The 23,252-nt window shown below is 51.5% G+C and carries 17 protein-coding genes and 1 tRNA gene; 2 read left to right on the top strand and 16 right to left on the bottom strand.

The genetic code is table 11. From position 1 onward, the window contains the following. Positions 1–8 precede the first annotated feature (8 nt). From PsAD46_RS17555 to PsAD46_RS17520, 8 genes are all read right to left on the bottom strand, one after another. Positions 9–2,306, bottom strand: a complete 2,298-nt coding sequence (locus PsAD46_RS17555) for a bifunctional salicylyl-CoA 5-hydroxylase/oxidoreductase (RefSeq protein ID WP_063292286.1) — start codon at positions 2,304–2,306, stop codon at positions 9–11. 294 nt (positions 2,307–2,600) lie between these two features. Beyond that, on the bottom strand, positions 2,601–3,419 hold the full coding sequence (locus PsAD46_RS17550) for an MBL fold metallo-hydrolase (protein ID WP_063292285.1): 819 nt from the start codon (positions 3,417–3,419) through the stop codon (positions 2,601–2,603). 49 nt (positions 3,420–3,468) lie between these two features. Continuing rightward, a complete protein-coding gene (locus tag PsAD46_RS17545; RefSeq protein WP_063292284.1) occupies positions 3,469–4,251 on the bottom strand; it encodes a TatD family hydrolase in 783 nt (260 codons plus the stop codon). Positions 4,252–4,396: 145 nt separating this feature from the next. Then, a complete protein-coding gene (gene metG, locus PsAD46_RS17540) occupies positions 4,397–5,950 on the bottom strand; it encodes a methionine--tRNA ligase (RefSeq protein WP_063307501.1) in 1,554 nt (517 codons plus the stop codon). Between the two features lie 74 nt (positions 5,951–6,024). Further along, positions 6,025–7,086, bottom strand: coding sequence for a DNA polymerase III subunit delta' (locus tag PsAD46_RS17535; RefSeq protein WP_063292282.1), 1,062 nt, complete (start codon positions 7,084–7,086; stop codon positions 6,025–6,027). 20 nt (positions 7,087–7,106) lie between these two features. Further along, a complete protein-coding gene (tmk, locus tag PsAD46_RS17530) occupies positions 7,107–7,772 on the bottom strand; it encodes a dTMP kinase (protein ID WP_063292281.1) in 666 nt (221 codons plus the stop codon). Positions 7,773–7,824: 52 nt separating this feature from the next. Continuing rightward, a complete protein-coding gene (locus PsAD46_RS17525; RefSeq protein ID WP_208981898.1) occupies positions 7,825–9,042 on the bottom strand; it encodes a D-alanyl-D-alanine carboxypeptidase family protein in 1,218 nt (405 codons plus the stop codon). Positions 9,043–9,151: 109 nt separating this feature from the next. Next, on the bottom strand, positions 9,152–10,297 hold the full coding sequence (locus PsAD46_RS17520; RefSeq protein WP_063292280.1) for a septal ring lytic transglycosylase RlpA family protein: 1,146 nt from the start codon (positions 10,295–10,297) through the stop codon (positions 9,152–9,154). A 306-nt stretch (positions 10,298–10,603) separates the two neighbouring features. On the opposite strand from PsAD46_RS17520, the gene PsAD46_RS17515 reads away from it, so the two are divergent. Beyond that, positions 10,604–10,693, top strand: a tRNA-Ser gene (locus PsAD46_RS17515). Positions 10,694–11,333: 640 nt separating this feature from the next. Here the strand turns inward: PsAD46_RS17515 and PsAD46_RS17510 are convergent. The 8 genes from PsAD46_RS17510 to PsAD46_RS17475 form a co-directional block, all read right to left on the bottom strand. Next, positions 11,334–14,018, bottom strand: coding sequence for a DEAD/DEAH box helicase family protein (locus tag PsAD46_RS17510; protein WP_063307500.1), 2,685 nt, complete (start codon positions 14,016–14,018; stop codon positions 11,334–11,336). Positions 14,019–14,021: 3 nt separating this feature from the next. After that, complete coding sequence (locus PsAD46_RS17505; RefSeq protein ID WP_063307499.1) at positions 14,022–15,743, bottom strand: site-specific DNA-methyltransferase; 1,722 nt, start codon at positions 15,741–15,743, stop codon at positions 14,022–14,024. A 333-nt stretch (positions 15,744–16,076) separates the two neighbouring features. Next, positions 16,077–16,346, bottom strand: a complete 270-nt coding sequence (locus PsAD46_RS17500; protein ID WP_063307498.1) for a hypothetical protein — start codon at positions 16,344–16,346, stop codon at positions 16,077–16,079. A gap of 175 nt (positions 16,347–16,521) precedes the next feature. Continuing rightward, positions 16,522–16,851, bottom strand: a complete 330-nt coding sequence (locus PsAD46_RS17495; protein ID WP_063307497.1) for a hypothetical protein — start codon at positions 16,849–16,851, stop codon at positions 16,522–16,524. Positions 16,852–16,953: 102 nt separating this feature from the next. Then, positions 16,954–17,223, bottom strand: a complete 270-nt coding sequence (locus PsAD46_RS17490; RefSeq protein ID WP_063307496.1) for a hypothetical protein — start codon at positions 17,221–17,223, stop codon at positions 16,954–16,956. Positions 17,224–17,248: 25 nt separating this feature from the next. Further along, positions 17,249–18,025, bottom strand: a complete 777-nt coding sequence (locus PsAD46_RS17485) for a glycoside hydrolase family 108 protein (protein WP_063307495.1) — start codon at positions 18,023–18,025, stop codon at positions 17,249–17,251. Between the two features lie 97 nt (positions 18,026–18,122). Beyond that, the gene (locus PsAD46_RS17480) at positions 18,123–18,890 is read right to left on the bottom strand and encodes a DUF2793 domain-containing protein (RefSeq protein WP_063307494.1); all 768 of its coding nucleotides are present in this window, start codon (positions 18,888–18,890) and stop codon (positions 18,123–18,125) included. 11 nt (positions 18,891–18,901) lie between these two features. Further along, positions 18,902–22,831: a glycoside hydrolase TIM-barrel-like domain-containing protein gene (locus PsAD46_RS17475; protein WP_063307493.1), complete on the bottom strand. Its 3,930-nt coding sequence runs from the start codon at positions 22,829–22,831 to the stop codon at positions 18,902–18,904. A 61-nt stretch (positions 22,832–22,892) separates the two neighbouring features. Here PsAD46_RS17475 and PsAD46_RS17470 point away from each other — a divergent pair, with 61 nt between their 5' ends. Beyond that, a complete protein-coding gene (locus PsAD46_RS17470) occupies positions 22,893–23,252 on the top strand; it encodes a hypothetical protein (protein ID WP_153040778.1) in 360 nt (119 codons plus the stop codon).

Here is a 23,252-nt window from a genome sequence, read left to right as displayed (position 1 = left end):
GATCTTCCTCACACGCGAACTTTCATGGTCTCGGCGCGCTCTGCCAGACGGTACAGCTGGTCACGGCCAGCATGATATGGTTCTGGCCAGTACACACCTTTGTCACCCAGTTCAGCAGCTGCGTGCAGTGTCCAGTACGGATCGGACAGATGCGGACGAGCAAGACATACAAGATCTGCGCGACCAGCCATCAGGATTGAGTTCACATGATCTGGCTCGTAGATGTTGCCGACAGCCATGGTTTTCATACCGGCTTCGTTGCGGATACGGTCTGAGAACGGCACCTGGAACATACGGCCATAAACCGGTTGTGCGCGAGTGCTGGTCTGACCTGCGGAGACATCGCAGATATCAACGTCAGCTGCGTCCAGCATGCGAGCGATCTCAACAGCTTCTTCTGGTGTGAGGCCCTCGTCTTCCACCCAGTCCGTTGCTGAGATACGCACGGACATTGGTTTGTCCTGAGGCCATGCTTCGCGTACTGCTTTGATGACCTCCAGTGGGTATCTCATGCGGTTTTCAAGCGATCCGCCATACTCGTCTTCACGCTTGTTGGTGAGTGGTGAGATGAAGGAGGACAGAAGATAACCGTGGGCGCAGTGGACCTCGACCATATGAAAACCAGATGCGTCTGCCATCTTGGCTGCATTCACGAACTCTGCCTTGACGCGGTCCATGTCTGCCCGGTCCATTTGCTTTGGCGTCTGGTTGCGTTCAGACCAAGCGATTGGAGAAGCGGCAAGAAGCGGCCAATTGCCGTCGTTCAACGGCGCGTCCATCTCTTCCCAGCCAAGCTGCGTTGAGCCTTTTGGACCGGCATGGCCAAGCTGGCAGCAGATCTTTGCGTTGCTGTATTCATGTACAAAATTAGTGATGCGCTTCCATGCCGTTTGATGTTCTGGTGCGTAAAGACCCGGGCAGCCTGGTGTGATGCGGCCATTTGCGCTGACACAGGTCATCTCAACAACAACCATTCCTGCTCCACCTTTGGCGCGTTCGCCATAGTGGGCCAGATGCCAGTCGGAGACTGTTCCATCTTCTGCTTTGTACTGGGCCATAGGCGAGACAACCACGCGGTTGTTCAGTTCCATCTCGCGAAGTTTGAACGGTGCGAACATTGGCGGGCGTGGAGCATTGTCAGTATCCGACACTCCGGCTTGATTTTGGAACCAGCCTTCTGCTGTTCCCAGCCACTCAGCATCGCGCTCTCGCAGATTCTCATGGGAGATGCGCTGGGAGCGTGTCAGGAGTGAGTAATTGAACTGAACTGGATCCAGGTGCAAGTAGCGTTCGACGTTTTCAAACCATTCCAGTGAGTTACGAGCAGCGGACTGGAGCTTAAGAACTTCCAAGCGGCGCTCGTCCTCGTACTTCTGGAATGCACTTTGAATGGAGTTTTCGCTGTGCAGATAATCTGCCAGTGCAATGGCGCTTTCCATGGCAAGCTTTGAGCCTGATCCGATAGAAAAGTGTGCGGTTGCAGAGGCATCGCCCATGAGAACGAGGTTTTCGTGGGACCATTTCTCACAGAGCACGCGTGGGAAGTTGATCCATGCAGAACCACGGACGTGGTTTGCGTTGGTCATCAACTGATTGCCACCAAGATGCTTTTCGAAGATCCTCTCACAAGTCCGGCACGATTCAGCCTGGCTCATATCTGCAAAGCTGAACGCCTCATAGGTCTCTTCTGTACACTCTACAATAAAAGTCGCAGTGTCATCATCGAATTGGTAGGCATGTGCCCAGATCCAGCCGTGCTCTGTTTCTTCAAAAATGAAGGTGAAGGCATCATCGAATTTCTGGTGGGTGCCGAGCCAGACAAACTTGCATTTGCGGGTGTCGATGTCTGGCTTGAAATACTCAGCAAACTCTGTGCGGCTGGTGGAGTTCAGACCATCTGCAGCAACAACGAGGTCGTAATCTCCCATGAGCTCTTTTGCGCTTGTGTAGTTGCGCTCGAATTCCATGTTTACGCCAAGCTCTTTAGCCCGGTCTTGTAGCAGCAGAAGCAACTGCTTGCGGCCAATGCCGCAGAAGCCGTGACCGCTGGAGACGTGGCATGTATCTCGGTAATGAACCGCGATGTCATCCCAGTAAGCAAAATGCGCGCGGATGGCTTCAGCGCTTTTCTCGTCGTTGACCTTGAAGTTGTCCAGTGTCTCATCTGAAAGAACAACACCCCAACCGAAGGTGTCGTCAAACTTATTTCGCTCAATGACTGTGACCTCATGCTGAGGATCTCGCAGCTTCATGCTGATTGCGAAATAAAGACCTGCCGGGCCGCCTCCAAGACATGCGACTTTCATTGCTCTCTCCCCCTTAGGCTGCAAGTGCCTAATTCCAACTTGAGATAAGCGTGACAGGTTTTTTAAATTATTTCAAACATAAAATATCTAAGTATAAAATATACAAAGAGTGGCCAATTGTCAGTCTAACGTGCTGTATTTTATATGCTTATTTTTGGTTTGTAGCGAGCTGCCTTATCTCGGCAGAGAAATATATTTATCTCGCACGCGTCACTGATATATCTATATCAGCATGAAACGTGGAGGTCTGGCAAGCATTGATTCTGTTTAGGTATCATAAAATATGCGACGGCTTCAGACCGTCGCATGTGCTGGAAATTTGATTTCCTGACCATCAAAGGCAGGTGAAACACCTTCTGGAAGGTCTGTCCGCAAGTGCTGATAATCCAGATCGCAATGCAAATTGGTGAGGATGCTCTTGGCAGGTTTCATCTTCTCAATCCACGCCAATGCATCATTTACGCAGAAGTGGCTTTGATGTGGCTTCTGACGCAGTGCGTCCACAATCCATGTATCCAGTCCCTTCAATGCATGAAAGCTGCTTTCCGGGATATCGTTGACGTCTGGCGTGTATGCCAGATCCTGAAAGCGGAAGCCCAGTGCATCAATGTCGCCATGATGGACAAGAAATGGTAGCGCAGTGATCGGTCCCCCTGCACCATCGATGGTGACCGGAGTGCCATTCGTCAGGCGGTTTTCGCTCAGGATTGGCGGATAACCGGAACCTGGCGGCGTGACAAAGCAGTAGTCGAAGGCAGACCGGACACGCTTTGAGGTGAACTCATCCATAAAAACGGGCACTTTGGCACGCTGCATGAGCGCAAAGAAGCGCAAGTCGTCTATACCATGCAAGTGATCTGCGTGGGCATGGGTATAAAGTACTGCGTCCACGTGTGTGACACCGGCTGCCAGCATCTGCTCACGCAAGTCCGGGCCGGTATCCACAATTATGGTCGTCGTGCCATTTTCAGAGAACCGCTGAACCAGCAGAGCACATCTACGGCGGCGGTTTTTCGGTTCATTGGGATCACATTCGCCCCAATCTCCACCAATCCTTGGTACGCCGGTAGATGAGCCGCAGCCCAGAATAGTGACCTTAAAATTGCTGGTCATCGGTCCTCTCAAAATACAATGGCAACACGATCCGCGTCAGTTTAGTCAATCAAGCTGGCTGTGGCACCTTGGAAAACAGGCGCAGGAAATTCTGTGTGGTTGCCTTGGCCATTACATCTTCTGAGACGCCCAGTGCTTCAGCCAGAACTTTGTTGGTGTGCGCTACATAGGCAGGCTCGTTGCGCTTGCCACGCCATGGCTGCGGCGCAAGATACGGGGCATCTGTTTCAACAAGAAGGCGATCCATTGGAAGTTCTGCTGCGATCTCGCGCAGTTCGGTGGAGCGCTTAAAAGTCAAAATGCCGGAGAAGGAGACATAAAGGCCGAGCTCCAGACCCTTCATTGCCAACTCTTTGCCAGAGGAAAAGCAATGAAGAAGTGCTGGGAAGCTGCCAGCCTTCATCTCTTCTTCCAAAATGCGCATCATGTCTTCATCGGCATCTCGGCTATGTATAACCAGCGGCAGCTGGGTTTCGCGTGCTGCTGCAATATGCGTGCGCAGGACTTTTTCCTGATCTTCTGGAGATGCGTTGTCGTAAAAATAATCTAGTCCGGCTTCTCCGATTGCCACCACTTTGGGATGCTTAGCAATCTCCACCAGTTCTTCCGTGGTGACGTCGGTTTCCTCACCCGCTTGGTGCGGATGGGTTCCGACGGAGCAGTATACGCTGTCATAGGCCTCAGCGATTTCTTTAATCTGCTCGAACTTGCGGACGCGAGTACAGATGGTGACCATCAGCTTGACGCCAGCCTCGTGGGCGCGCTCGATGATCTGATCGCGTTCTTCTGCGAAATCCGGAAAATCCAGATGACAATGACTATCAACTAACATGGTCACAGCAAAAGCGCCTCCAGCGCGATTCTGTCAATAGGTCCGGTAGACCTCTTGTTTTATCTCAGCGGAAAATGCGAGCGCATTTCCCTCATAAAAAAGGGAGGCATACGCGCCTCCCCTTTAAGCTACATAATCTTGCGCTTTATTCTGCAGTTTCCGGCTCAACATAGCGTGGGAACACGCCTTGTGGCTTCGGCAGATCACGACCACCTTGCAAGCGACCAGCTTCACCCAGCAGTGCAAAGGAGCGCTCGTCTTCATTCAGCACCAGCAGATCCAGCAGTTTAGATGCAGAGCCTGGCATCACTGGTTGTGCGAGAATGCCAACCTGACGGATGATCTCGGCAGTGGTATAGAGAACTGTGCTCATGCGCTCAGGGTCAGTCTTCTTCAGCGCCCAAGGCTCCTGAGAGGCAAAGTAGCGGTTTGCTTCACCAACGGTTGACCAGATGCACGCCAGTGCATGGTGGATTTCCTGCTTTGCCATGAAGCCACGGCATTTTTCCAGCATCTCATCAGCTTGCTGCAAAATCGCCTTGTCGTCAGCAGAGAATTCGCCTGGAACCGGCAGTTTGCCTTCGCAGTTCTTGAAGATCATGGAGAGCGAGCGCTGAGCCAGGTTGCCGATGTCATTGGCAAGGTCAGCGTTGATGCGGTTTACCATTGCTTCGTGGTTGTAGTTGCCATCCTGACCGAATGGCACTTCACGCAGGAAGAAGTAGCGAATTTGGTCGAGGCCGTAGGTTTCTACCAGATCACGCGGTGCGATGACGTTGCCCAGAGACTTGGACATCTTCTCACCAGAGTTGAACAGGAAACCATGGGCAAACACGCGCTCTGGCAGTGGAACACCAGCGGACATGAGGAACGCAGGCCAGTACACCGCGTGGAAGCGGATAATGTCTTTGCCGATGATATGTGCGTTGGCAGGCCAGAACTTGGCCATGTCGCCGTCCACATCAGGATAACCAAGCGCAGTGATGTAGTTGGTCAGCGCGTCGACCCAAACGTACATAACGTGCTTTTCATCACCCGGCACCGGGATGCCCCAGTCAAAGGTGGTGCGGGAGATGGACAAGTCTTTCAGGCCACCTTTTACGAAGCTCATGACTTCGTTGCGGCGTGCATTTGGACCAATAAAGTCCGGGTTCTTCTCATACAGCTCGATCAGCTTGTCTTCATAAGCTGAGAGACGGAAGAAGTAGCTTTCTTCTTCGACCCACTCGACAGGAGTGCCTTGCGGACCATAACGAACACCGTCTTCGCGAACTTCGGTCTCGCCTTCCTGATAGTAGGCTTCGTCGCGTACAGAGTACCAACCGGCGTAGCTGTCTTTGTAGATATCGCCAGCATCTGCCATTTTCTGCCAGATTGCCTGACAGGATTTATAGTGACGCTCTTCGTTGGTCTGAATGAAATCGTCATTAGAGCAGCCCAGCATTTCCACCATTTCGCGGAAAAGCTTGGAGTTCTTATCTGCAAGATCTGAAGGTGACATGCCTTCCTTGACGGCGGTCTGAAGCATCTTCTGACCGTGTACGTCGGTACCCGTCAGGAAGTGTACTTCTCGGCCATCCAGTTTCTGGAAGCGGGCCAGCACGTCAGTTGCAATTGCCTCGTAGGCGTGGCCAATATGTGGCTCACCATTTGGGTAGGAAATTGCTGTTGTAATATAGAAAGGCGATTTTTCTGTCATATCCTAAAGCGATCTTTTGATCCGGGATCTAAATCTGGAAAGTTCTTTGGGTTTGTGGCCCAAAAAGACGTAGGTCAGCTCGTGCTTGCTTTCCGCAGGTCAACGAGGAAAGACAACACAACTTGCTTGCGATCGAGGTTTAAAGCTTCTGCTGTTGAGGCAGCGCGGCCCACCTTTTCCCACAAGTCAGCCCACCTGACAAGCGCATCCGGCTTTGTGCTTGCATCTTTACGCAGTTGATTGCTCAAGAACGTGCGGGTCAGCTCCAAAAATGTGTTCCACGCGTCTTCTGCACCACGTCCCGAAACTTTATCTGCAAAGCTGTGCGCACGGATCATGTCCAGATTGGCGATTGTCTCAACCAAGCCGGTAAACTCCTGAGCGATTTGCAACGCTCCGCCGTTTGCTGCCAATGCGGCCTGACGCAGGCTACCATCAGCGAGCGTGTGCAGAGCCTGTGTGTTGCCGGATGGAGCGCAGCCCATGTCAGTTAGCGCTTGCTCAATCGTCTGCTCTTCCAGCTTGCGCATAGTCAGTTTGCGGCATCTGGAACGGATTGTTGACAAAAGACGCCCGGGATTGTGTGAAAGCAGGATAAAGAGCGACTGCTTTGGTGGTTCTTCGAGAATCTTAAGCAGAGCGTTGGCTGCGGACTGGTTCATGTCGTCAGCAGAATCAACAAGGCAGATGCGCCAGTTTCCGCCTGCTGCCGTTGACCCAAAGAAGCCTGTGGTCTTACGAACTTCATCAACAGGAAGGTCACGCTTGAAACGCTTTCCTTTCAAGTCCCATGGACGTCGCAGATGCAGAAGGTCTGCATGAGAACCTGCGGCAATCATTTGAGAACTATGGCTTTCTGGTGGAACGTATAGGCTGTTTGCAGCCATCACCGGCGTAGAAAAGCGGTCCGGGTGCTCCAGTATGAAGCGTGCGAAACGAAATGCCAGTGTGGCTTTGCCGATGCCTTTGGGGCCGCCGAGGATCCATGCATGATGAAACCGCTGCGATCTGTAGGCATCAAGCAGTTCGGTTTCTGCAAGTTCGTGGCCGTATAGGTTGGATTGCTCGCGTGGAAGCGGAAGGCCTTCGAGCTCGTCGAACTCAGGGACTTCTTCGATTATGGGAGCTTTCGCCATACTCACTTTTCCCTGATTGCTTACGGACGGGCCGTATCTTGTTTGATCTGCTCTTCAAAACGGCTTTGGACAGCTTGCCAGATATCCTCAGTCACTTTGTCCTGAGACTGGTCACCGTCAATCACAGTGATGCGGTCCGGCTCTTTTCGGGCCATCTCCAGAAACATTTCTTGTCTGCGACGGTGCGTTTCCAACGTATCTGTTTCAAAGCGATCCGGGCCATCAAATTCGACAGGAGCGGTACGCTTAGAGACGCGGGCTAAGCCGACTTCAGGTGTCACGTTGATCAGCAAGGTCATGTCTGGATTATGACCCGCGATTGCGACCTGTTGCAAGGCTTCTACAATTTGCGGAGGAACACCGGATTCACCCTGATAGACGCGTGAGGAATCGGCAAACCGGTCGCACAGGACCCATTTATCGTCATCTAATGCCGGTTTGATCAGTGTGTCGATATGGTCTGCTCGGGCAGCTGCAAAAAGGACTGCCTCAGCCGTTACACCATAATCTTTTGCAGCGCCGGACAGCAGGACTTCGCGAACGAGTTCAGCGCCTTGAGAGCCGCCCGGTTCACGTGTGGTGATTGCTTCAATGCCTCTGGCCGCGAGTTTGTCGCGTAAGCGCTGAATTTGAGTAGACTTACCGGCGCCCTCGCCGCCCTCAAAACTGATAAAAATACCCGACAACGTCGAACAGGCCTCCAAGACCTACGGAATTCAATAGTTCTGAAATCCGGTGCTAGAACAACTGGTAGAAGAACTCGCCTAGCGCGTCCCAAGCACGGCCTTGCAGGTCTCCCATGGCTACATCCTCTCCTGTAACCAGTGTTGCCCGATAAATCACGTCATTTTTGGAAAGAACCTGCAGTTCTCCAACTTCCATTCCCTCTTTAATCGGTGCGGGTATGGGGCCTTTGTAAACAACGCGCAGTTGATATTTGTCTTTTTCGTTGGGATTGATAAGCGTTGCTACGGCATCATTTGTCTTCAAGGAGACTGTTGTTCTTTTGCCGCCATACACTTGTGCATCGCTGACAAGATCACCTTTGCGGTAAAACTGTTCGAGCTTAAGACCGGAAAAGGATGGCAGCAATAAAGTTTTCATGTCCTGAACACGGTCTTGCATCGTCGGGGATGCTGCAATAGCGGCTACATAGCGACGACCGTTGCTGTCGAGTGTTCCAAGTGCTGCAAAACCTTCTCTCTCAGAGAAGCCAGCTCCGAACCCGTCCAGTCCTTCAATATCCCGAATGAGCGGGTTTTTATTGCGCTGTGTGATCTTGTTCCACGTAAAGCGGTCCATGGAAAACACAGAATGCAATTCAGGCTCATGTTCCAAGACATACGCCGCCAAGATTGTCAGGTCTTCCAGTGTCGTTTTATGGTTCTCGTCAGGGAAACCCGTCGGGTTGGTGAAATTGGAGTTTTCCATACCAATGGACTTGGCAAGCTTGTTCATTTCCCGCGCAAAGTTGGCTTCACTGCCCGTCAGTCCCTCTGCCAGAATGATGGCAGCATCGTTCGCGCTTTGAACGATAAGCCCATACATCAGGTCATTCACGGGAACCGAGGAGTTCAGGCGTGCGAACATGGTGGTAACGCGTGCGGGTGCGCCGCCAGTTCGCCATGCATGTTCACTGACCTTGAATGTGGTTTGCGGCGTGATGTCACCGGCATGCAGTGCCTGCTGCACTGTTACGGCGGTCATGAGCTTGGTCAGGTTAGCTGGCGCAAGCAGAACCTGAGAGTTTTTAGAGAAGATCAATGACTTGTTGGAGAAATCGTAAAGCGTTGCGGCTTTGGCTTTTATCTCAACAGCATGAGCTGCTGGAGATGCGAGTAGTGCGCAGAATACGATTGCCGTAGCCGCTGAGAATTTCCAGCAATCAGGAGAGAGCCAGCGCTTAAAGTTGCTTCGAGATTTATGCTGTTTGCACTTCTGCCACCCAACCTGCACGCCTGCGTCTCCCTGAATGTTTTTAGAGAGGCTATGCTACGCCTCATCCCCTAAAACAAACACTAACGCAGGTCAGCAGACTGGGTAAAGCCGTTTAAAACTAAATGACTTAGTGTTTTTGGCCAGTACGAGATTGCAGTAAGTTCTTCAAACCAGTTCCACCTGAAAATGATTTAAATGCCTCATGCGCATTGTTGAGCCTTTGCTGTGACGTATAGGAGGAAACTGCATTTCCGCTCTGAAACGTTGGTGCACTGCCACTTGTTGGTGTTTTGTAAACACCTGAACTTGGTGGTGGAAGGAGTGAGCTGCCAAAGGATGTAGAAACTGGCTGTGCGGCAATCGCAGGTTTGGGCGCATTCGGGTTTGCGTTTGTCGCAAGGGCGCTGTTGATGCGGTTCTTGAAACTGGATATGGATGCGACTTGTGTCGTGCTCAAGTTACGTTCGTAGACCACTGCAGGATCGAGCTGGTTGGAATTGAACGCCAACACATTTTGCGCCGCATAAATTGGAGTGTCGTATGGCCTGCTTTTTGGCATTGGAGCCGGGCCGGAAATGCGTTTCACAGGATTTGCAAAGGCAAACATGGTCCGAGGTGCAGAGTTCCCGCCGTTCCAGTTTCCGCCATTGCCAGAATAAGATGCCAGTAGCTTCTTCTCATCCTGTCCGTGAAGAGGTGCGCGGCTAACGTATTCAACACGAACCTTTGCAACGCCGCTGGATTTGGTGCCCAACATTCCAGCAACGCGCTCAGACAGATCAATCACGCGATTATCGTGGAATGGTCCACGGTCATTCACGCGCACAATCATGGAGCGACCATTTTGCAGGTTTGTCACCTTAGCATAGCTTGGTAGAGGCATTGTTGGATGCGCTGCTGTCAGTGCATTACGATCAAAGATTTCGCCGTTTGCTGTTTTGCGACCATGGAAGGTTGGACCATACCATGATGCCTTACCGGTTTTCTTGTAGTTATCGTCCCTTTTGGGATAATACCACTTGCCAGCCACTTTATACGGTTTGCCGACAACAGCGCGCCCGCCTCCTTTAGGAACTGGCTTAGTGCCTTTCACCACACGAGGACTTGCAGCCACGCCGTACTTCTTTTCACTGAACTTCACTTTGTCTGTGCCGCCGCCACAGGCTGCAATACCTGCGCACAAGGCAACTACAGATATGCTAGTCGCTACACGTTTGATCGTTTCGGGAGCTGGTGCTTTCACCGAATAGCCCCAATTCAGTAAAGAAGTCATACCGTTGTTACTCACTACATGTTCGGCACTGACGGATTTCAGTCTGGTTGAGCAAAAACACCCGAGCTCACTACAAACTGAACCAATATTAAAAAGATAGCCGATAAACCTTAACTGAATCCGATCAAAATGTCTCCACAAGAAAGAGAGATTCTTACCAAGGCTAACTTCCTTAGGGGAAATAGCGGTTTTGGTGGGACTGTTTGATTCCGCTGTGAAAAAAGTAAATTCAGGCTGTGGAACAAGTTTTTCGCCGGCTTGACTTTGGAGGCCGCATGAACCAAATAGAGCCCACACCACACAGCCGGAGAGGTGGCAGAGTGGTTGAATGCACTGGTCTTGAAAACCAGCGGGCGTGGAAGCGTCTCGTGGGTTCGAATCCCACCCTCTCCGCCATCACTACTTTTACTAAGTAGTTGATTGCTAAAGAAAAACCCGCGAAAGCGGGCTTTTTTTTTGCCTATTTGTTTCCCTGAACGGGTAACAAAACGGGTAACAAATAAATTTTTAGGGCCCCCAAAGTTCTCTCTAAGAGCCCAAAATCTCCCCCTCTAAACTCTTATGATATTTCCATTGTGCCTCCCTTTTTTGAAGTTTCCTCTTACGTGTACGGGTAAGCTTTAAGCTCAGGCTAGTACACAAAGAGCTCAGAGCTTTTTATGTGCGGCCGAGAAGACTCGAATGAAATATTTTTATCAATAAAAACAACGATATGAATAAGTGAGATCTTTAAATGTAGGGCAATTTGTAGGGCAATTTGTAGGGCAAAAGCCGCACCGAACTTTCACAGTATCTATATGCATACCTGTGAGTTGAAAATAAAGTATCACTCCAAACGGGAGTAAATTCCGAGAGCTTTACTCTGAGGGCCAACTGCGGACCTTCGAGCAGTTCAATCGTAAGTTTAACGAGCTAAGCGCACCCACTTAGTTGGTCCAATTCACCCTGTCGATGACCCGATTGTTTTCCGGGTCACCGTCGGGTACGGAAATGCTCTTAGTAAATGGTGTCACACTATCATTTGCCTCAGGATGTGTTAGTGAGCCAAGTCCAAAGTTTTTTGTGCTTTCACCGTTTTTGTAATCAGCTCAAAATCCTGTTTTGTCGGCATGCAGAACAGGCATTGGCCACTACTTGCCTCGGCCCAGACCGAACCAATTTGTCGTTTCACTTCTGCGTCCGTGTAGTGCTGTTCGCCTTTATATTCGACAGCCAGCACGCGACCATCATGAAGCAGCGCCATGAAGTCAGGATAAAACTTGTCCTTGGGAAGCTGGAGCCAGAATGAGTTTTGCTTACGGTCTACATTCCTAATCCAGTATTTTACTTCGTCCATCTGATCGAGGTATGCTGCGCAATTAAATTCCTCTCCCTTGGGGTCCAGATCTCCAATGATACGGGTGTAATGCTTGTTAAACTTGGTCGCTCCAGCATAGGGCTGATTGTAAGCGTACCGCTGTTCATCAAAAATCATCGGGTGCTCAACGGTGGTCAGAAACTGGTCAACATGTGCTGCAAACAGGGCGTCATAGCTTGTGTTTTGGCGATCAGTGCGCAAATCATTGATCAACTGAGTTAGTGCCTTACGCAGTTCATATTTGTGACGTGCAAGCTCAGGAAGCTCAAAGCCAGCCTTCCCAAGCGCTTTGAGGGCGTTGGAAATGAACACGACTGCACTGGGCTTGGTTACATCAGGGTGTTGGATACCAGAGTCTATCCAATTGGCTAAGCGGGGCAAAGTCCAGTTTGGTTCTTGTATAACGGCTGCCAACTCACCTTGTAATTTCTTCGCAAAATTGATTTCCACCTTGCCTTTATCGGTAATATCAATCTGGCCTGTTTGGGATGCATCAACGATGCGGAAACGATCTACGATATCCGAGGCATCACATTCATCCAACGGCCAGGGCAGGTCGAGGAAATGCTCTTTGCTGAAGAGTTCCAGCACGCCTTGCTTATTAAATGCCAGCATGGGCACGATAAACGGCGGCTTGTCTTCCTCTTCTGCAGCAGATGTTTGAATGTTGTTGGATTTTGCGAAGAGCCTGTCGATCTTCCCTGCAGCTGAAGGCGCTTTAGCAAAGGCAAGGTGTATATGATTTCGCGCTTCCTTCGTCATCGGCCCTCTGAAGACCAATGCCCCGCTTTCTGGCTTATAGCTCAGGCGTGTGCGTACAGCAGCCGGCAGCTTTTGGATGGTTTCCTCAACTTCCAAAGCAGGCAACTCGTCCTCGACAAAACCTGTAGCCTCATGCTCAGTCTCTTGCGCGTTGATATCATAGCCAAGGTCTGGCTGAACTTTAACTAGATCATCTGCTTCAATCCTGTTGAAGCCTGCACCGTCCACTAATCCGTCTTTCAGCCGTTGGGCCGTTTCATGAAACCTGTTTGAGGCGACAAATGCGTACGCTTCGTTCAATGCAGGGCGATTTTTCAGAGTTGCCCTGGGCATTCTTAGAATACGGCCCAAAATCTGTTCAATGGCCGTTGCAGAAGTCTGTTCAGCAACTGAACACAACACATAGGCAAACGGGCAGTCCCACCCTTCTTTCAGCTTTTGTACTGTGATGATGTAACGTACTCGGCACTCTGCATCCTTAATGATATGATCATCCAGATCTTTACGAGGACCTGAATGCACGGCGATCTGATCTTCCGGGATACCTTTGTCAACCTTCAGGAATTCCTCGACCTTATCATAGGTAATGCGGCCAGGATCATTCTTGCTGGCAGCTTGCGCCTGAAACAGAATAATGGGCCGGATGTATTCGCCGGTTTGCGCCTGTTCCGCCTTTGCTGCTTCTTCCAGTGCAGCTTGGCAGTCTAATGCTGCACCAACGGTCTTTTGCCAATCCCGATCTGTTGACAGTTTAATCGGCATTTTGATCATCTGTTCAGCTTTAAGTTCCGCCGCTGATACAGAATACAATATGTTGGAAGGATACAGGTCTTTCTCTGGCCTATGTTCGCTCTGTGGTGTTGCTGTAAGTTCCAGTATCAATGATGGATCAAAACGGGCCAGCGTGTCGAATGACAGCGATGTGCGGGCGTTGTGCGCTTCATCCACGATCACCATGGGTCTGTGAAGCTTAAGAAGGTTCGCCAGTGATGCAATTGGCCGGTTAGTGCCTTCTACCTTATCAAGCCGTTCTTCCTGTTCCTGTGACAGGCCGGAGAAGTGATCCATCAAGGCCCCGGCGTCTTGATAGACCTTCAGCCCTTCTTTATCTTCTACTCCCTTGTCATTCTCCCGGCGGAAGGATTGAATGGTCGAAACGATAATACAGGCACCACCTTCCGCATCAGCACGGGACATGGAAAGCGCTTCTGCTTTGGTCAGGATTGAAACATTCCGGCCAAAGTCTTTCGCAAGGGCAGCCCTGTAGGGGTGCTCTAAGTTTTTGAGTGCAGAAACCGTCTGTTCCAGAATTGGTGTTGAGGGCACCAGCCACAGCACCATCGGATTGCCTGCCTGCAAAAAAGTCTTTGCAGCAATACCGATGGAATGAGCGGCCATAACCGTCTTGCCGCCACCAGTGGGGATACGCAGACAGACATAAGGCGTGCCTTGCGTAATCATTGGAGCCTCAATGTAAGACAGGTTGGTTGCTTTATAGAACGCAACAGAGGCACCATCACTGGTGCAATTGCGCAGGTACTGGCGAAAACGCTTTAATGAAGCGCGCTGGTATTCTTTTAGTTCAAAAGTTGTCGCAGCCATCTGTTAGTGCCCCTCAATCTGGTAAGGGATTTGCTTAAAGATGACCCCAAGGGCTTTTAGCCGCTCTGGTGTAACTGTACAGCCCTCTGCATAAACAATCCGTTTGCCTTCAAATCCATCAGGAACAGCTGGCAAGCTCGCCAAAGTATCTGGCGTTAACACGTTGCCAGCAGCTTCACGGGCAAAACCCTGCTCACTTGCAGAGAACAGCAGATAGACGCTTTTGTCTTGGTAATTACCGATCAATGGCGTTGAGCCATCCACCCTCTTGGGTATTGGAACACCAGTTTCGGAAAAAAACACATGGGCCGCTAGGTCTGAGAAGATCACCGCGTCTTCCACATCACCAAACTCGTTGAACAGCGGTGTACCAATGCGACAAAAGCGGAAGCCACCACCAAGTCCTTCGACAGGTTTGGCAGCGTTGCCACCCTTGTCATAACCATTGACCACACGACGCAGGCGCTCGGCGGTGATCTCTGGAGCAACCTTCTCATCCATTTCTACCAGAATGAACTTACGATTACCCCCGTCTTGTTTGTTGAGCTCAAGCACAGCGTGACCTGTGGTGCCAGAACCAGCGAAAGAGTCGAGAATTAAGTCTTGCGGCCCCACCGCGAAGCTGAGTAAATCAGTTATCAATTCGACTGGCTTAGGTGCTGTATCAAATGCGCGTTTCTTCTCATAAATAATGGATTTCAGCTCATTAGAACCTCGACGTCCATCTAGTTCTGAAACGCTTGGGAGCTTAGCTTTCCACTCATCAATGTATATTTTTAACTCAACAATTTTATTCTCATCGGCACCAAAAATAAATCGATCTTCACTTAGCAAGCGGTCGCTGGTTTCTTTAGGAAACCGATATCCCATCAGCGGCTTCTTCGTTGGTAATCCAGTTGACGGATGTATGATATCGTAAAAATAGCCGTCTTTACCTGGGTTGTGAACACTTCGGCTGCCTGTAAAAATTCCTTGAAAATCGATCTCATCATATTCTTGAAACGGCCACAAATATTGTTTTTGCCCTCTGAACCATTTTTTATACGCTTGCTGCATTTCTTCGAGTTGATTTTCTGCTTCATATTCTGTGATCAACTCAAGTGCTTTCTCTTTTATTTTCTCTCGAACAGGTGAAACAGCACTTTTCCACACAGCTTCAAGGCTAGGTTTCGACTTAGCAAAGCAAATAATATACTCATGTTCAACGGCGATGTTGGTAGGGTTATTGTCTGTTGCGTTTTTCCAGACAATCGTTCCCACCCAATTTCCCTTGCCAAACAGCTCGCGCATTATTGAGATTAGGTTTTCAAGCTCATTGTCATCAAGACTGATGAATATCACCCCATCTTCACTTAAAAAATCACTCAAAAGACGCAATCTCGGGTACATCATGCAAAGCCATTTATCATGGCGGGACAGGTCTTCCGCTTCCTTCCCGACAACCTTACCAAGCCACTGCTTAATCTCGGGCGAGTTGACGTTGTCGTTGTAGATCCAACTTTCGTTACCCGTGTTGTAAGGTGGGTCGATATAGATGCATTTCACCTTACCAGCATAGTAAGGGAGCAAGGCTTTCAGTGCTTCCAGATTATCGCCCTGCACCAGCAAGTTGCCTGAGTTGTGATCTCCTGCTGATAAATCGCTATCACAATGGATCAACCGGTAAGGTGTTTCACGATGATGGTTGACGACGGCTTTTTTGCCGATCCAATCCAAAACGGGCATGATGCAATTCTTTTCTCAATAATGGCCTGCGGCGGGCCGGTAAAAGGTTGTAATATTGGTATCTTACCCCTTTGGTTGAGTGCAATAATCAAATGAATATGAGTTGTGCAGAAACTGATTGTGTGACTGCCAGTTGTTGTGTTGTGGTGAGACACAGCGTTCAATTAAGGAGTCTAGCTTTCCGCTCTCTATCGGGAACTTAGAGAGATCGACCTATGGTTGAAGTCACTCACTGACTGGACGCACTAAGTTTCTGGTTGAATGGCCACTATTGGTCAAAACAGCATGCTGCACCTAGATGCCATCGTCACGTCTCGGGGCCTGCGTTTGCTACTAATCAGCTAATTCTCCACGATATCCAGCAAATCGGCAAATGCAGTACCGGGCATAAGCCAAAGCCACAACCCCACACCAAAGCCACAGGAAGATCGCCAACGGCTCCCAGCTCACTACGGCTGACAACATAAACCAACCAGCAGCAACGAGCCCACACATGGCTGCCAGCGCCGGGAGCAACCAGAAAAACCGCTGCATCCGCAACAAGAGCAACTGCCAGCGCGAAACAATCATCAGACCATTATTCAAATTGCGCTTTTCCTGCATTTTGTCCCCCGGATCTTAGCGGTTCAAATCGTCCTGGCGCATTTCTTGAGAAGGTTTTGAACCTCCAACCTTTTCTATTTCAGTGAATCAAAAAGGCCCCTCTGCGTCCAGCGCAGAGGGGCTTATTAATTGTCAAATTATCCTAGGTGAGTTTGCAGGACTTAAAAGGAACTCTCTATTTCCCAGAGCTCCGAATAATGCCCAGGATCTCCTTTGCAGCTTTCACAGGATCTCTTGAAGCCACCAGCACAAACGCTGCAATATTTCGCCCGCTTAACGCCAGCACTCCGGCTGTTGGATCATCAAGCTCAGCCTGCAGCCCTATGAGCTGCAACAGCGGATCTGTGAAGACTGCGGCCGCCAACACCCCGCATGAAAATGTCAGTACCCTTTGCCAAAAACCCGCCTCTTTATGCATCAAAGCCCCAACAACCGCAAAAGCGACAATGACGGCCGTTTTCCAGAACGGTAAATGATAGAAAATCTCTAAGATAAAATCTGTCATTTCCAGCAGCCCTGCCTCTGTCCGTTCCTATCATTTGCTGCAACTCTATCCGCCCCGGCCCGATCCGTTTGCACAAGCGCCACGAACCCGGCAGGGCTTAGATTATTCTTTGTGAACCCACTGCAACTGCTCGCACTCTGCAACGTTTCGCAGCCCGGAATCATCAAAGTACTCAAGACACAAGCGGTAATCTTCAAGACCTTGCAAAAAGGCATCATCCTGCTTCCTTTGCTGTTCCGCTTTCACAGTCCCTTGCAAAGCTTCATGCTCTGCTTCGATAAACGCGCCCTGCCGGATCTGGTGCCAGGCAACGGCCGCAAGCGCACAAAGAAGAAGGGCGGCCACCAGCGCCCGCCCTGTCTTCGTTCTCATCAGGAAGGAAAGAACCGCCCCCAACTCAGGCGGCCCGTTCTTTATTGATCAGTAACCAGCCAGCAACGCCCACACTGAGAACCAGAACGATTGCAAAGCCCCACTGCACCGGCCCGGAGCCCGCCAGAATGCCGGAGAAACCAGAAGCAGCCATTGCGCCCTTGGTGATCCCGTCCGGGCTAAGCCATGCGCTGAGTGCGCTGGTTTCCTCATCAACCGCCTTTGAGCCTTCCTCATTTTCATGAGGTTCCAGATCTGGAGTAGGAGCACGCTTGATAATCGCATTGTTGACCAGCTCTAAGGATCGCTCCTGTACATGGCGCACACGTCGCGACCAGCCGGTTTTATTGTAGGGCCAGTTTTTCAGCCGCTTCATGAACTTCAGGCGAGCTGCAGAAAACAGATTGATTAAAGCCGTGGTAGAATGTGCCTTCACAGCCGCTAAAGTGAGCACACCCAACACACCGTCTACTTTGACTTTGAGGATCTTCTGCAAGATCTTGACGGCCCGCGCCGGGCCGGAATTTACGGCACAATCAAAAACGGCATAGTCCAACCCACGCGGCAGCTTATCGCCTTTCACAGCATCCCAGTATTGCGCCCGGTAGATATCAATTGCCTCTTCACGGCTCAGGCGCTTCACTTCTTCCACGCTCACGGCACGCCCGCGCCAAGCCGACAAAGTTCTTTGAGTGACGCCAAGGTTGGTAGGGCCGCCCGGATCTGCTTTGCGAGACCGGTTTGCAAACCCACCCTCAGTTCCAAGCAGGTCTAAAATAATCAGTCGAAACGTATCTTTCATGCTCTGCCCCTAATAAAAAACGGGAGCTGAAAAGCCCCCGTTCAGGTACAAAAAAAGCCGCAAATGCGGCGCGAAAAATTAACATGCTGGCTTTAGATCAGCTTTGTGGAACAACCGGCAGGAAGTAATGCAGTGCAATGCGCACCTTGCCCCCGGTGAAGTCGCCGCCATTGGCCGTCAGCCTCACGGCCGCATCCCCGTAAAACGCCTGAGGTCCAATCACTCCGGCATTGTTTGAACCGGCAGCCGCCCCCAGCGAACCGCCAAACTTGGATTGTTCACCGGCAAGGCCACAGTCATAAGAAGCTGCCCCTGTCACAGCCTCCACCGTGCGGGTGGACACGCAGAACACGATTGCCCGGTTAGGGATTAAAACCGAGCTGTCAACGCTGCTACCTGCAAGGCTTAGCTCTTCATCAACAGTCACAAACTGGCTTTGCGCCTTGCTGACTGTTTCACTTAAAACGGTTTTCTCTTGCTGGAAGGCAAGGCCGCCCGTGTTCGGATCTGTGCCCAGACCGGCCACAGAAGAAAAGCTGCCCCATGCCCCACCAGAAAAGACCTGCATAGCGCCTTCACTCTCAACCCATGCAGCCCACCCGGTGCCCGGTTCAAGGAACTCCCAAGCCCCGGCGCTAAAGGCTGCAATCTGGTTTTCATGCCCGGCAAAAGCACCAGCCGCTCCTGCAGGTACAATATACCGTGCTCCCTCATCAGGATCTGCAGGCGGATTGGTGACGCTGTTTGAGATGACTGAGAGCTGCACCACCACATCAAGTAAGGCTAACGCCTCATTGTGGGTCACATGCTTTTGCGATTGCGCAGCCGCAATCATCGGCAGGTTCAAGTGTGCCGTTGTGCTCATACTTCCCCCTTTTACGCTTCATAGTGAGCAACGGCAGGAACACCGCGCCCAAACGTTTCGGATAGTTGATAGACCCACACGTCAAAGCTGGATGCAGGCCCGCCAAAGTCTTCCGCCTGCATCGCGGAGGTATAGGAAACAGACCCTTTGGAAGCAGAAAGGGAGCGCTTTAAAACGCCCCCTTCACGGATCTCAACACTATAACTTTCTACAGTCTCACCAAGAGGCACCTCTGCCACCTCCCAGCTATCCCCGCCCGTTCGCGTGCGCCTTATCCAGCTTATTGCAATGCTGCCATCAGTCTGCGCACGGGCACGCAGATGCACAGGCGAAAGCGGCCGCTCTCCACGGCCGGTGAAGGTCTTCTGGTAACTGGTGTAATCCTCAGATCCAACACCAGCCCCGGCCCGGCCCGCTTGCCAGTTAAGCGGCAAACCCAGCTCAGAACGGGAAAGCCCATTCTGTGTTATACCCCCATCCAGCACCACCACACGCGCCCCTGCAGATGCGCCCATGCCCGGCTCACTGCCCCGTTGTCCGCGCAGCAGCTTGCTTAAGGTATAGGTGCGGGTTCCGGTTAGCTCAGCATTGGCAAACTGCAACAGCTCCCATTCACCGCCTGCCCCTTCAATCAGCATGGCATTGCCACCAGAGAAAACCAGATCCTCTTCAAGAGAAGCCAGCGCCCCGTTGTAGAGCTTCACCTCTACCCGGTTGCCTTTGTCCCAGCGGTGCAGCGGCCCTGCAGGTAAGGGTGCCAACAACTCTCCCAATGTGCCTTGCTGATTAAGGGCGGCCCGCAGCTCATAGCCACTTGTCACCGGGCTGGATAAGAACGCCATGCCCGGAGAAAACGGCAACTGGTAGCCGGTCAGATAGCCCTGCCATGGTGTGTCCTGATCACGCAAAAGCGGCCCGTCAATAAACACTCCTAAGGCGGCCGCCTGCAGCACCTGCCCTTTTGAGACAAACGCCCGTGTTGCTCCCTTGGTGGCTTCATACACCGGTGCATCATAAGTCACCGCTTCAATCATGCGGGCGTCTCCATCCTTGACGGAAAGCACCCGCACCGCGAACACACGGCCGGAAACGGTTAGTTTAAGATAGTCACCCGGTTCTATGTGCAGATCCGTTGGAGGCAGCACATAGCTTAAGCGCTCCCGCGAGGCCCACGCCTCCTGCAACAAACTTTCAGCCATGCCCTGCAGGCGTTCATAGTTGGTCACGACAGGCAGATCAGAAGTGACAACCCTTTCAGTTGAAACGGCACCTTTCAGCGCCTCTGCAGTTGCTGTGTTAAAATCCTTCGAGCTGTCATAGGCCGTTACCCGCACCACTGCAGGCAACTCGGTTTCTTGCGCTCTTGTAATGGAAACCCGCTCTTTGTCCTTGCCCTGATCAACCAGTTGCTCTGCTTCAATCTCAGCTAAGGGATAACGGGAACGACGCGGGCGAAACGCCACCCGGCCACCAGATTCCACCGCATCAAAGAAGAAAGCAGCACCAAGGGTTTCCAACACGCTGCGGGCACTGGTGATGGAAGAGATAAGGAAGCCATCGGCAACTCCATCTGCCCCGGCAGTTTCAAAGTCTATGCCTTCACGCAGGCCCGCCCGCTCCATCAAGAGCCGGGCAATGCCATCAACTGAGACACCGCCCACACGGCCGGAAAGCCAATGCCCGGTGGTGAAGTTGCCCCAATCCGCCCAGGTATCGGATTCCACCGGAAACGATGGAAACGGCCGCACATCCCAAGCCCATGCAAACATGTTCACAGGGTCCACCATAGGCCCGCCATAAACCGGGCTAACTGGATTGTTGCCAGCCTCTACAGCCCAGTATTCCAGCATGGCGCGTAGGTAACGCCGCTGTATCAGGTCATCACGCACCCCGGAGGAAAAATAGGGCAGCTGACTTTCTGAGGATTTGGGATCATAAAACACGTTTGGCTGATTGGTGCCTTTGTCGATCGCAGGGCAGCCAAACTCTGTAAACCAGATGGGCTTTGATTTTGGCACCCAGTTAGTTGAGGTATTGGAACGCACACCACCCGGCCGGTTGTGGTGCGGGTTTTCCCACCAACTCCGAATATCCTTTTGACGAAACACCCAGTGCTCACCATGGTCCTGATCTGCAATCAAGGTGCGGTTCTGGTTTATCCGGTCCTCATCAGAGGCATAGTAGAAGTCGAAATACTCCCGGCCCTCGATGCCTGCTTTCAGATAGTCCAGGTCATGGATCGATTGCGCACCTTGCCCGTGGTCCTCATGATTTTCATGATCGCGCCAATCGGTCAGCGGCAGATAATTATCTATGCCAATAAAGTCGATATCGTCATGAGCCCAAAGATAATCGAGATGAAAGAACACATCGCCGCTACCATCATTAGGCCGGTGGCTGTGAAACTCGGACCAGTCAGCAGCATAACCTATCTTTACATCCGGCCCCATGATCTTGCGCGCTTCCTCAGCGATATAGGCCATGAAGTATGCAAACGGAAAGTCATCAAACCCCCATGTTAGAGCCGAAATGCCCGGCATTTCCGTTCCAACAACAAAAGCATCCACACCGCCCGCTGCCTTTGCTAACATCGCAAGGTGCAAAGCAAAATGGGTATAACTCCATCGATATTCGCCAGTGTAGATAACTTGATCACCATCCCAACTAACATCAAACCGGTCAGACTCCCCGAAGAATGAAAGAAGTTGCGGTTCGATTTCAAATGTTCCATCCGGGCTGCCCGGCTGCCCCGGTGCCGGGTGACAAGTGATCCGGCCGCGCCACGGATAAGCCTTTTGCTCTGCCTCCCCGTAAGGATCTGGCAGGCCGTTGCCTTCTGGAATATCCATCATGACAAACGGATAAAGCATCACCTTAAAGCCGCGCTCTTTCAGGTCCTTGATTGCTTCAATCACAACACTGTCAGAAGGCGAGCCACCATAGGCGGGTTTCCCGTCCACATAAGAGACAAGCCGCGCTTCATCCCGGCTTAGTCCAGCGACGCGCCATTCAATCGGACTGGTGTTTTTACGCGCTTCCACTCGCGGTGCAATCGTGCACTCTCCCGCCCGCAGATCATCACCAAACCACGCCACCACCAGAGAGACGGTTTTGCACTCCGGGCAGGTGCTCTGCAGCAAGTCTATGGAATGCTCCCAATCAGTTGCTGCGGAAAGTGTGTGCCGGTTGTTATAGGCCGTGGTGGGGCCGTCCTTGCCATCCTTCACGGGTGTTTTGGAATAACCAAATTCAGTAGAGCCGGGAATAAGAGAGATAGCCGTCAGCTTTTCTTCCTCATAGCCAACGCAGCGCACCACTTCAAAGGTCAGTTGTGGCAAGCGGTTTCCAAAGTCTGCAAGGGGCAGTTCTTCAAACACCACATAAGCCAGGCCGCGATAAGCTGGCACATCCGGGCTGCCCTGTTTGGCAGCAATCAACGGATCTGCTTCCTGTTCCTCATCACCCTTGTAAATGCGCATGGTGATTTTGGTTGTGTCTATTTCCTTGCTATCCGCCCACACCCGCAAAATGTCAGAGATTGGCCCCTCACAGATCCCAACCGCAAAGTTGGCATAGTAGCTGTAGGTTGTTTGTGTCACCGTAGAAGACGAACCACCGCCCGCCTTACCGCCATGTTTTTCCGTTGTGGTGGTCACAACCTCATGCAGATTTGTTGCCCAGATCACCTGCCCGGAAACACGCGCACGCCCGGCCACAAGGGGAACCACGGCCCCTTCACTGGACCCCATCACCTGCAGGTTATCCAGCCGCTGCCCTTCCACATGGCTTTTGCTGCCCGGAGTGAAGGCAGAAACCAACATGTTGTCCAGGTAGCTCCCGGCAATGCTTGCCGCTGCAGAAAGAGCAAAGGCCGCAACCTGCCCTGCACCTGTTGCCCCTGCAATCGCAGTTGCCGCCGCTGTTAAAACAAGCGTTGCCATTGTTTTACCCTGTAGCTTGTGTCAATTACCGATGAAAATCGAAAGAAAAATGGAGATAAATTTGGAGTTGTTGAGCATCGCAATCGGCACCCTTGCGCTCTTCAGCGGCGCTCTTTGGTACTTTGAAAGGAAGAAGAGAAGAGATCTCTCGATTGTACTCGTGATGGCCTATTGGCCCGCTGTACTTCTTTCAATTGAGATCTTGTTTTTGGGATTTGCGACTGTCTATTGCGAACCAGTCTACTCAACCAAGCTTTCTCCTGCTTGCAACATTCTGGGAATTGATGCGACAGCGCATCTCACTATGGGGTCCCAGATGTCCCTAATGATCATCTATGCAATTTTGTATTGTCTTCTCAGCTCATTCATCTGGGCTATCGCGGCTCTGGTTGTGTTCATCCGCCGCCGCATGAGCAGATAG

Origin of the sequence: Pseudovibrio sp. Ad46, assembly GCF_001623065.1 — a bacterium.
In the GTDB taxonomy this organism is placed as follows: Bacteria; Pseudomonadota; Alphaproteobacteria; order Rhizobiales; family Stappiaceae; genus Pseudovibrio.
Note: the sequence above shows the minus strand (reverse complement) of the source record. Positions and strands in the feature narration are given on the sequence as shown.